The following is a 10,832-nucleotide window of genomic DNA, read 5'->3' on the forward strand; positions in this document are numbered from 1 at the left end:
CTGATTGGCGAGCGCCTCTGAAGAGGTGTTTTTTAAAATAAGTGCGGAAGTCGGGAAAACGGCCCAGGAATCTATAGGTCTTAGGCCAGCTTTTGCAGATCCTTCCGGCCTATTCTCCCTTTGTGGAGAGCGGTGGCTACCAGGGCAGCCTTTATCCCGATACCCTCAAGTCCGTGGAGGTCATTCACATCTCGTACCCCTCCTCCGGCAATAAGTTCTATGGCTGGCGAGGCAACCATCAGCTTCAGAAATCCCAGATCCGGTCCCGCCTCACTGCCCACAGTCCGCAGTTCCAACACGATGAGCTCCCTGAGACCCAGAGCCCTTGCCCTCATGATTAGTTCCTCGGGGCTGAGCTCCCGGATCTCCCTCGCCGGCGAGAGGATCTTACCTTCCATCAGGTCCAGGCTAAAAACCACCTGGTTTGGACCCAGACTGCTTGCTATCTCCTCAAGAAGACTCCAACTCTGGAGAGTCTCGGAGCCAATGATTACTTTGCTGGCTCCCAGGGCCAGGACTCGGCGGGCTGAATCCAGGCTGGTAGTGCCAGCATCTACCATGAGTTGAACCCCAGACCGGCCAGCGGGCCCGACTTGTTGAGCCAGGGCGGCTATCACTTCATAGTTATGGCCCTTTCCCTGGATAGCATCCAGGTCGGCTACATAGAGTCCCTCGAGCCCAAGCTTTTCTCGAAAAGCCTGGGCCAGTCGGAGTGGGTCGGCCCCCTCAACAAGACAGCTTGATACAGGGCGATACTCCTCTCTTCTACCTGCCACTGCCCAGACCGCCAGTCCCTTCCTGATATCGATGACCGGAATCACACGCATATTTTCCCCCTACGTAATTGTCCCAATATCTGTGGACACTTCTATGTTCTTTTTAGATTGCCCAGCCCCCGTCCACTGTGTTAGATTGCACAATGACAGTCGGGGCCCCTCCACCCTTGCCCCCTCGTAAGTACTTGGCCCGTAGGCATCCAGGATCGCTCCGAACTCAAGTATAATGAATAACTAGTGGAAGTTTCCAGTGCAGCAAGCATTGGGTCAAAAGGTACCGGGAAACCAAAAGATAGCAGGAAAGGATAGCTCCACAGGGATGACATGAAGATATTCATCCATGAATTTATCGGCGGGGAAGGCCTGGTTGATGAAGAGGCTCCCTCATCCCTTTTAGCCGAGGGCTATGCTATGCTGCGCGCCATCGTAGCCGACTTCGCCCGGCTAGGGGAACACCACATTATTGTCTCCCAAGATTTCCGCTTGGACTTTGGTGCACTCCCGGCCCATGAGACAGTCCTGGTGCCGCAGGGAGGTTTCGACTATGTCTTCTCTTCTCTAGTGGAGGAGAACGACGCTGTCTTTCTAATAGCTCCGGAGACAGATGGAGTCCTGGCCCGTCTGACGGAACAGGTGGAGAAAAGCGGGAAGATTCTTCTGGGTCCCTCCTCCCAGGCAGTGCAAGTAGCCGCTGACAAAATGGCTACCTACCTGCTACTCCACCAGGCTGACCTGCCTACCCCTGAGACGGTGATAGTGGATCCTACTAACCTCTGGAAAGACGGGGTACGAGATTTGGGGTTTCCCCTGATCATGAAGCCGGTGGACGGAGTGGGCTGTGAAGGAATATTTCTGGCCAGCCAGCAGGAGGAGATAGAGGCTATTCTGAAGAAAATCAGGGACAGTGAACATGGACCCGGCCACCCTCTTCGGAGATATATCCTGCAGAGGTACATAGAGGGAGAACATGCCAGCGTCTCTCTCCTTTGTGATGGGAGAGAGGTACTCCCTCTCAGCCTGAACCACCAGGAGATGAAGATTGGACTTCAGCTCCAATACCTGGGTGGGACTGTTCCTCTGGAGCATCCTTTGGCAGAACGGGCTTTTGGCCATGCCCGCCGGGCTTGCTCTCTAATTCCCGGCCTGCGGGGCTATGTGGGCATGGACTTTGTGCTTACCGATAAAGAGGCTTTCCTGGTGGAGATAAATCCTCGACTTACCACTTCCTATCTGGCCCTGCGCAGGTTGACGAATCTGAACCTGGCCGGGGCCATTTTGGGGGCCGTATGTCTGGGAAGGTTGCCCCAGAAGATTAACCTTAGGGGTTCGGCAAGTTTTTCCGTGAAAGACCTTTTAGCTGAGGTGCTGGCTCACGGCCAGAGGAAGGAGCAGGATAGAAATGACGGAAGAGATAGAGGAAGATAACCAGGATCGCAGAGTAGGGAGAAGGTATGAAAGTAATCATCGGCTGGGACATCGGCGGAGTCAATACCAAGGTCGCCTTTCTGGGGTTGAGAAAGGGAAAGATAGAGGAGGCAACTATCTCCAGTGAATATTTTGAGATCTGGCGGGATAAACAGGGATTGAGCTCCCTGCTACGTCGGATGGCCCTCTCCCGAATCCAGGGAGACCGTCCCTCGGCCATGGCCGTAACCATGACGGCAGAACTTTCCGATATTTTCTGTACTAAGAGAGAAGGGGTAGCTTTCATCCTGGACTCTTTAGAGGAGGCTTTTCCGGAAATTCCTCTCTATGTTTTTAGTGTCGATGGCTCTTTTGTCAGCTCCCTGGAAGCCAAAGAAGATCCTCTGCGGGTAGCAGCAGCCAACTGGATGGCCACTGCCCTACTCCTGGCCAGCCGGTACAGGAGTGGTCTTCTCATGGATGTGGGCAGCACCACTACCGATATCATCCCTATCCTGGAAGGGCAAGTCCTGGCCCGAGGGAAGAATGACCTGGAGAGGTTGATCGCCGGTGAATTAGCCTATAGCGGTGTCCTGCGGACACCCGTAAGTGCCCTGGTCTCTAAAGTACCCGTGGGTGGCAGAATGTGCCGGGTTTCCTCGGAGTACTTCGCCATCAGTGGCGATGTCTATATCATCTTAGGTCTGATCTCCGAATCCGATTATGTCTGTCCTACTCCTGACGGGAGGGGGAAGGATCCGGGATCGGCCCGGGAGCGCCTGGCCCGGGTAGTCTGTGCCGATGCGGAGATGCTGGGTCCGGAGTCCATTGATCAGATGGCTATCTATATAATGGAGCGGCAGGTCCAACAGATTACTGAAGCCCTTTCCCAGGTCCTCTCAGCCCTGGAAGAGAGCTACATCTCCTTAAAGGGAAGCCACCAGGATCTGCCGGCTATCGCCACTGGCCTGGGAAGTTTTCTGGCCCGCCGCTCGGTCGAGAGGTTGGGTTTAAAGGTTATTGATCTGGAGAAGGAGTGGGGCCGGGATTGCCGCCTGGCCACACCCGCCTTTGCGGTGGCTCATCTGCTAAAGGATAGGATCAGGTAGGCGATTTTGATTGTGCCTGGAAGATGGTAAATGATACTCTGGGTCTATTACGCAGTTTTTCATAAGGGTAACATCACCCGCAAATGGTGAAAATATCAAGTATTCTCTAAACAAAGCCACGAAGTCCAGCTGCTTTGTTCCCGCTGGCAGGATATGTCCATCACATGAATCCCTTTAAGGGCTCGTCACAGACAGGATCAACAATGAAGCTATCAGTCAGAGCGGTACTCAAGATAGGAGGGAGCCTCTGTTCCAGTAAGATACTGGAAAAGCTCTGCCAAAAAATCTCCACTCTCGCTCCTATTCACCAGCTCCTGATCATCCCCGGAGGAGGCCCTTTTGCCGATGTGGTAAGGGAAAACTATCTGAAGTTTAGCCTGGCAGAGGAGGTGGCTCACTGGATGGCCATCCTGGGTATGGACCAGTACGGCTATCTCCTCCATGACCTGACCCCAGGAAGCGTCCCGGTGAGAAGCCTCCGAGAGGCGGCAGAGGCTCTGGTGGCGGGAAAACTACCCATACTCTTACCTTTCCAGCTTCTTTCCCTTCTCAACCCCCTGGAGCACTCCTGGCGGGTGACTTCGGATTCCCTTGCTCTCTATCTGGCTACTCAGGTAGAGGCGGAGATGTTCGTTTTGCTGAAAGATGTAGATGGGGTCTATACCTCCGATCCCAAAAAAGAAAAGGGGGCCAAATTTCTGGACCGGGTGGAAGGGGAGAAGCTCAGCTCTTACGCCTGTTTAGATGAGTATTTTGCCACTCTTTGGCAAGAAAGGATAAAGAAAGGGAAAAAGATAGCCTGTTGGCTCATCAGTGGACTCCATCCCCAACGGATCGAAGAGCTTCTCCTAAGGGGAAGCACTCTGGGGACCGAGATTCTGTAACCTATGTCCTGCTGAAAGCGAGTTTGGCTTTGCCCACTATAGCACAAGCACCTTCTCTTGCCAGATGGTCGTAAGGTCAGCGCCTTCTGGGCACGCAGGAGCTTAGAGACAAGATCTTCTCTCTGGCCACCCTGGCTTCTCTTCTGTCTCCTATACAGGCCGCACCGCGCACCCCGGCTATATCAGCTCCCAGTTCCCAGACCAAAGAGAGATCCTCAGCCTTTAAGGAGCCCGCCAGAGCACACAGGAAGCCCTGGTCATGAACCTCTCTGACAAATTTTCGCAGAGTATCGAGGTCCAGAAAGTCGAAGAGAGAGCTACCATCTTTTACTGCTGTGTCCAACATGCAGCCATCAGCACCGGCAGCCAGGGCCACCTGGGGAAGGAGCAAAGGGTCTAGAGATCCCACTCTCCTGGCATCAGCATAGGCCACCGCGATAACCCTGGTTCGAGAATTGGCCTCTCGGACAGTCTCGGTTATTCGCTGCATGAGATAGATAGCTTCACCAGCATTTTGAGGACCCATGAGGCCTATCTTAATGTAGTCCACTCCGTAGCTGGCTGCTCCGAGAGCGGCCAGAGATGCGGTTCCTGGCAGATTGGGCATGTCTCCTATGGCGGCACTCACCTCAAAGCCGAAGGACAGCTCCACTACTCTTCGAATAACTTTGGGAAAGTTAGCCCCCAGGGAGCCCTCCAGGGGATTCTTAACATCGATGATATCAGCTCCTCCGGCCAGGGCCTCCCGGGCCTCTTCTTCATTTACCACACTAACCAGCAGCTTCATGTCTTGAAAACGTATACTCCTTTGTACTCCTCGTTCCCTTTGCTATCCATTTGTCTACCTATCTCCGTTATGGCCAGGAAAAGCAACTCTCAAAGAGTTTTCAGAACATGATCCACGATGGCCCCGGCAATGTCCACCTCGGTGGTCTTCTGCAGACCTTCCCAACCGGGAATGGAGTTAACCTCCACCACGTAGGAGCGCCCATCCAGCGAGCGAAGGATATCCACACCCAGGTAGTCAGCTCTGAAAACCTGGGCAGCTCTCACGGCCAACTCCTCCGTCTCCTCCTCCAGAACCAGGGCCTCGCCCCGGCCCCCCCTGGTCAGATTGGTCTTCCAGTTCCTCCCCCGACGCAGCATGGCGGCTACTACCTGACCACCCACCACGAAGGCACGGATGTCCTGGTTAGCATGGGGAATGTACTCTTGAAGGTAATAGAGATAACGGCCCAGCTCCAGGGCCCGAAAGGTACGATAAGCTATATCCTCGTCGGAGACCCAGACCATGCCCCGACCGTTAGCACCAAAAAGGGGCTTAACGATGAGATCACCCATCTCCTGAAAGGCAGCCATAGCCTCCTCAAAGCGTTCAGTAACTACGGTCCTTGTGGTGGGAATGCCCTGGCTCTCCAGGATGGCCGAAGTGTAGTACTTGTCCACCGTTTTTTCAATAGTAGAGGGGGAATTAACAATGCGAATGCCCATATCTTCCAGATGGTGAAGGACGTCCATTCGGAAGATGATCTGCTCCAGGGAGCCCCAGGGGATTATCCTGACCAAAAGACCCCTATAATCATCCAGGCCTATCCCGTGGCACTTTACGACAGGCTTTCCTCCTATGTGGGCCACAAAGCGGGTGATGGGAAAGGAGTGGGCCTCGACACCCCGCTGGCCCAGCGCGTTCAGAAGAGACTGAACGTGCCAACTGACCTTGCAAGCCAGAATACCTACCTTCAAAAAGCTCACCCCCCTCTCCGAGCATCTATTCTGAAAAGACCTGGTCTCTCTTGGTTGACCAAACAGCCCTAACTTCATAGTCTGACCTTCAAGCGACCTGGCCCGCCCACACCAATATCTCTCCTTTGCCCAGCTCCAACGTGTCTCCGTTGTACCTTTTATAAAACCCACCCAGATATTCCTGGGGAATGTTCAGGTCCTCTTCTCGCAGGTGGTGCAGGTAGATCCGGAGGAAAGAGAGTTGGCATAGACAGTTGTAATGAAAAGTAGGCAAAAGATCTGGTTCCTGGAAAGCCACAATGGTGCCCCGCTTCATACCAGCCCCTGGCCGCAGGCCCACAGGACCGAGAACGACGATGGTACCAGCTATGAGGAAAGCTCCTACAAAGTCCCCTGCCCGGCCTCCTATGACGATGAGGCCCCGGCGCATAAGCTCGCCCACCTCGCTTCCCCCATCTCCCTCCACAATGATCTCTCCTCCCCGCATACCCCGGGAGGAGCCCCGGTAGGCCGCTCCCACCAGGTGGCCGGCATTGCCCTTGACCCGGATGCTACCCCCCTCCATCTCTGCTCCTAGCCAGTCCGAGACATTTCCTTCTACCAGAATCCGGCCCCCTTTCATCAAAGCTCCCAGGTGCATGCCCACATCCCCCTGGATGTGGATATTTCCCCGGCTCATGCCCTGGCCTATCTTTTTAAAGTTGGGTATCTCTCCCTCAATGACAATGTTATCCGACCTCTCTCCCTGGACCTGGAAAAAATCTCCCAGTCGTCTGCCCTTGTTACCGTAATAGAGGGCGAGCTCTTCGATCTCCTGCTGACTTTTGGTAAGGAAGAGGTCAGGGCAGATAGCTTCAGCCTCGACCGGGATATTTGATCTCTCTTTCAGTCGAAGGATAACTTTATCCAAGAGTGCCTCCCAGGATGTCCCGCAGGTAAAAGTGGTACTGTCCCAGAGCTCCCCCGTAGTTTCCAGCTGAGATACGTACGATGCCGGGGAGACAGGCGGCCCGGATCCCCACTCTCATAGCCTCTCCTACCTCTGTCTTCTCCAGCCCGTCGATGACAATCTCCAGAACACAATTGACTGCCTCGGACAACTGAGAATCTACCAGACTTCTAATAGTAGGGCAGTAGGGAGTGTTGGAGGAGGCGCGGAGGAACTTATACTTGGAGGAGACTTTACTTCCGCTCCTTACGATGCCGCCGGGGAAGGGCGTGATCACCCCTCGGACTTTCCCTATCTCGGCCACAGCTCTTTCGGTTGCTCTTAAGGTGGACTCTAGATCCTGGCCCAGGATGAGAAAGTTTCCCCCGCCCACGGCTTCCTGAACTCCAAAGCTCTCCTCTATCAAAAACTCACCCTCCATGACTGGAATGCGCCAGAAACGGCGGCCCCCCAGGAGCTTGGAGATCTGGTAGCCATCTCCGAAGTAACGAAGCTTTCCTCCCACAAGAACGGTCTCGCTGCTCTCAAGAAAGTTATAACAGGCTGAAGTGGGAGAGGTCATCACACATTGGCCGATGCGTTTGATAAGTTGGTCTGCCAGGGACTTTTTAGACATGGCAAACAGAAGGACGCTGGTCCCCGGCCTTCCGTCGGGGGTCTCCTCAGGTTCCACCTCCCTCTCCAGGCCAGCCTCACAGCCGCATCCAATGACCGAGGTAGCAAAACCAGTCATGGTGGTGGCCGCCTGCAGAGCCCACTGGCGGCTACATGCGGTGATCAGAATGCGGCTCCCCACCATACGGAAAGCCTCAGCAAAGGTATCTTCGATCTCTACACCATTTACCTGCATGGGATCACCTCATAACGGGGCAGGTAGTCCAGCTCTACAGGATAGTTCTCCAAAGAGATGCTATAAAAGCGGTCAAATTCCTTTCCAATTTCCTCCGCAATGCTCTCCTCCCAGGCCGTCTCCACCAACAAGCTCCTTCCCATATAATCTGTAACAATCTGGCCGTCCTTGACCACCAGAAGCCCATCCTTAAAGACATAGCGGGGGTTGGAGAACATCCACTCTGCGTCCACCTCCTTTGGATAGATAGCAATATCGGCGTCCGCGCCCACGCCCAGATGGCCTTTATGGCGCAGCCCCAGCCGGCGCGCTGGCCCAGCTCGGGTGATGATGGCAATCTCATAAAGACTATACTCCCGGTCAATCTGAGACAAAAGGGTACAGGAGGCCCGCTCGTGGACCGATGCAAGCATTTCATCCCGGTATTTCTTATCCATGAGGAGCTTAATAATCTGGGGATAGAAGAAGAAGGGCCCAGCGTTGGGGTGGTCTGTGGTCAAAATAACTCGCCAGGGATCCTGAATCAAAAGGAAAAGCTCCAGACCAATAGCCCATTGGGTGGCATGAATGGGATTGTCCCGCTTAAAGAGGAAGGGAACAATCCCTGCTCCTGTCTCATACTCTACATCACTATTGGCCCATTTATTGTGGGAGAGTTGGTAAAGAGTATATTGCCAGGGTCCATCGGCAGTCATGGTAGTCACTTCTCCGAAGATGATCTGTCCCACATCAATGCTGAGGTTCTCATGTTCGTTGATGTATTCTGCCAGGACCGGGGCCTGGGAGGAGAGATTCCTCATCGACTCCCCACCATAGCTGTGGAACTGAAGATGAGTCAGATGAAGTCTGGACTGCCCTGCAACCTTCATGGTTTCCAGAGTAGTCTGGTAGTTGCCGGGCAGGCCCAGATTGTTGCAGTGAAGGTGGAGAGGATGGGGAAGGCCAAGCTCCTCGTTTACCCGAATCAGGGTGGTGATGATCTGTCGGGGAGTGACCCCGTAGCCCATCACCAGATCATCCAGGCCAGCTACGTTTTTGCCCCACTTCCAGTTCTCTATACCTCCGGGATTGACCGCTTTGATTCCATACCCTTTGCAAGCATGAAGAAGCCAGGAGACAAAATTTCTTATCTTGTCGTAATCCCCGGAGCCGATATGTCTGAGGATAAAGTTGTTGTTACCCATGAGGATCAGACAGCCTTTATCGATGAGTGGGGTATCCATGAGCTCCTCGTGAGTATGTCTGGCCTTTAGAGGGGGAACCGCGGCTTCCATGATTGTGGTGTAGCCCAGCCTGGCATAGCGGTAGGCATTAACAAAGGTAGTTCCCACGGTATAGCCCACGCCGGAGCGGGTCACCTGGCTGCGGGGGACCGGATCACGCCGATGGTCTTCTGGTCTGATCTTGCGGCCGATGTTGACCTTGGAGCCGGCAATATGGCTGTGGATGTCCACTCCTCCAGCCATTACCACCAGGCCAGAGGCATCGATGACCTCTAGATGCTTTTGATCCACATCCTCGGGCGCGACTATCTTACCATCTCGGACGTAGATATCTCTTTTCTCGCCGTTTATGCCATGGAGAGGGTCATAGACCTCTCCTCCTGATATCCTAAACATTTCTTGACTCTCCTTATAATTTCATCCAGGACCTCATGGTCGGGAGGGTAGGGTGATGAAATAAGCCTTTTTAGCCGCAGGGGGACGTCATCCATCCGGTAGGCGGTGCCCTCGGCGCTGATGCCGGAGATAGCCGTGGGAATTACTACCCTGGCAATCTGGGCCGTCTTGCTTCTCTTGGGGTCCATGACAATGGTGGGAATCTCCTCCAGCCGCTGGGCCGCCCGCCTGGGCAGGTTAGCATAGGGGTCGGAGGCAATAATCAGGGCTGCATCCACCTCTTTTCTGGCCAGAATATCCACGGTGGTAAACTCACCCGGATTATACTGAGGATAGCCCCGACTAAAATTGACGCCGAAGGGATAGCCGGTCTGCCAGGCTGACAGGGCATCGATGCCGGAGACGTTGCCGTGCCCCCTCATGGGAACAGCAGCGAACTTGCTGAACTGGTTGAGATCGCGGGTCAGAGTGAGCGCAGCCAGCACATTAAGGTGTCTACCCCTGGTCATGGTCAGACCCATGCCGAAGAGAAGAACTCCGAAGCGGGCCCCTTTCATCCTCTCGCTCAGTTCCCGCAGTTCCTCTACCGCTATGCCGCTCACCTCCTCCAGATCCACCTTTTCCCCTTCCAGGAGGGCTCGCAGGACCCACAGACATTCGAAATCTCCGTTAGGATTGATCTGAAGAAAAATGTCAGCGGTGTGAGAGCTGGCGGAAGGGCGGACATCGACAACTACCACCGTACGATCCTTTCGCCCACGCGGGGTGAGGAGTCCTTTGGCCAGGGCGGAGTATCTGCTGAAGTGACGAGGATGGGATTCAGCAGGGTTGCAGCCCCAGAAGACCAGAAGGTCAGCTCTGTTCTTGATTTCGCCCAAAGTGCAGGTAGCCACGCCCACCATCTGCATGGCTATTCCCGTAGGACCATGACAGATAGAGGAAGTACTGTCAATGTTAGCCCCCAGGAGATCAGCCAGTTCCATTGCTTTTCGTTGGGCCTCAATGGTGGTACAGCTTAGACCATAGATGAGGGGATAGTCCGCCCTGGCCAGAATGCGAGTAGCTTCCTCCACCGCCTCCTCCAACTCCACTTCCAGCCCCTCGACCAGGGGATGGCTCAGGTCCTCGGCGTGGCTGAGGAAGAAACTCTTGGAAAGGGCACATCCTCTCTTGACGCCCTTTATAACATCACCCTCGACCTCAATCTCTATATCATCACAGAGTGCTCCACAGAAGGGGCAGACCACGCTGGTTACTCTCATCAGTTTTTAGTTCCTTTCATTCACCCTACCCTCTGGCTTCGCTATCGCAAGATGTTAAAGGGATAGCTGCCTCCCCGCCAGGCAGATCCAGGAATTCTTTTTACCCTACGTAAAAAATAGACTAAATGTTTTTATGGTTCGTGGGTGATGAGACCATAGTGACCAATTAGCCCTACAGCGATACTTAAGAATCTTGGTTCAATATGTAGGGCAATTTCTTTAATTGAGCCACAACA

Annotated in this window: 10 protein-coding genes; 3 read left to right on the forward strand and 7 right to left on the reverse strand. The window is 54.1% G+C overall.

Annotated elements, in window-relative coordinates:
- Window positions 1–80 precede the first annotated feature (80 nt).
- On the reverse strand, window positions 81–827 hold the full coding sequence (locus HW443_RS07125) for a HisA/HisF-related TIM barrel protein (protein WP_176229710.1): 747 nt from the start codon (window positions 825–827) through the stop codon (window positions 81–83).
- Window positions 828–1,100: 273 nt separating this feature from the next.
- Between HW443_RS07125 and HW443_RS07130 the strand changes: the two genes are divergently transcribed.
- The 3 genes from HW443_RS07130 (at window position 1,101) to HW443_RS07140 (ending at window position 4,173) form a co-directional block, all read left to right on the forward strand.
- Window positions 1,101–2,201: an ATP-grasp domain-containing protein gene (locus HW443_RS07130; protein ID WP_176235747.1), complete on the forward strand. Its 1,101-nt coding sequence runs from the start codon at window positions 1,101–1,103 to the stop codon at window positions 2,199–2,201.
- A 26-nt stretch (window positions 2,202–2,227) separates the two neighbouring features.
- Entirely contained in the window at window positions 2,228–3,289 is a 1,062-nt protein-coding gene (locus HW443_RS07135) for a hydantoinase/oxoprolinase family protein (protein WP_176235748.1), read from the forward strand.
- 203 nt (window positions 3,290–3,492) lie between these two features.
- Complete coding sequence (locus tag HW443_RS07140; protein ID WP_176235749.1) at window positions 3,493–4,173, forward strand: amino acid kinase family protein; 681 nt, start codon at window positions 3,493–3,495, stop codon at window positions 4,171–4,173.
- A 76-nt stretch (window positions 4,174–4,249) separates the two neighbouring features.
- On the opposite strand, the gene HW443_RS07145 is transcribed toward HW443_RS07140, so the two are convergent.
- The 6 genes from HW443_RS07145 to HW443_RS07170 all read right to left on the reverse strand — a co-directional run bounded on the left by HW443_RS07145 (window position 4,250) and on the right by HW443_RS07170 (window position 10,596).
- On the reverse strand, window positions 4,250–4,960 hold the full coding sequence (locus HW443_RS07145) for a (5-formylfuran-3-yl)methyl phosphate synthase (RefSeq protein WP_176235750.1): 711 nt from the start codon (window positions 4,958–4,960) through the stop codon (window positions 4,250–4,252).
- A gap of 89 nt (window positions 4,961–5,049) precedes the next feature.
- Complete coding sequence (locus tag HW443_RS07150; RefSeq protein WP_219857230.1) at window positions 5,050–5,916, reverse strand: RimK family alpha-L-glutamate ligase; 867 nt, start codon at window positions 5,914–5,916, stop codon at window positions 5,050–5,052.
- An 88-nt stretch (window positions 5,917–6,004) separates the two neighbouring features.
- Window positions 6,005–6,826 (reverse strand): formylmethanofuran dehydrogenase subunit C, encoded by an 822-nt coding sequence (locus HW443_RS07155; protein WP_176235752.1) that lies wholly within the window; start codon window positions 6,824–6,826, stop codon window positions 6,005–6,007.
- Window positions 6,819–7,715 carry a formylmethanofuran--tetrahydromethanopterin N-formyltransferase gene (gene fhcD / locus HW443_RS07160; protein WP_176235753.1) on the reverse strand — a complete coding sequence of 299 codons (897 nt, stop codon included), beginning with the start codon at window positions 7,713–7,715 and terminating at the stop codon, window positions 6,819–6,821. Before fhcD ends, HW443_RS07155 begins: the two co-directional genes overlap by 8 nt.
- Window positions 7,706–9,334, reverse strand: a complete 1,629-nt coding sequence (locus HW443_RS07165) for a formylmethanofuran dehydrogenase subunit A (protein ID WP_176235754.1) — start codon at window positions 9,332–9,334, stop codon at window positions 7,706–7,708. The genes fhcD and HW443_RS07165 overlap by 10 nt, the downstream gene beginning before the upstream one ends.
- Window positions 9,286–10,596, reverse strand: a complete 1,311-nt coding sequence (locus tag HW443_RS07170) for a formylmethanofuran dehydrogenase subunit B (protein ID WP_176238020.1) — start codon at window positions 10,594–10,596, stop codon at window positions 9,286–9,288. The genes HW443_RS07165 and HW443_RS07170 overlap by 49 nt, the downstream gene beginning before the upstream one ends.
- Between the last annotated feature and the right edge of the window lie 236 nt (window positions 10,597–10,832).

The organism is Candidatus Hakubella thermalkaliphila (assembly GCF_013281975.1).
Classification (GTDB): domain Bacteria; phylum Actinomycetota; class Humimicrobiia; order Hakubellales; family Hakubellaceae; genus Hakubella; species Hakubella thermalkaliphila.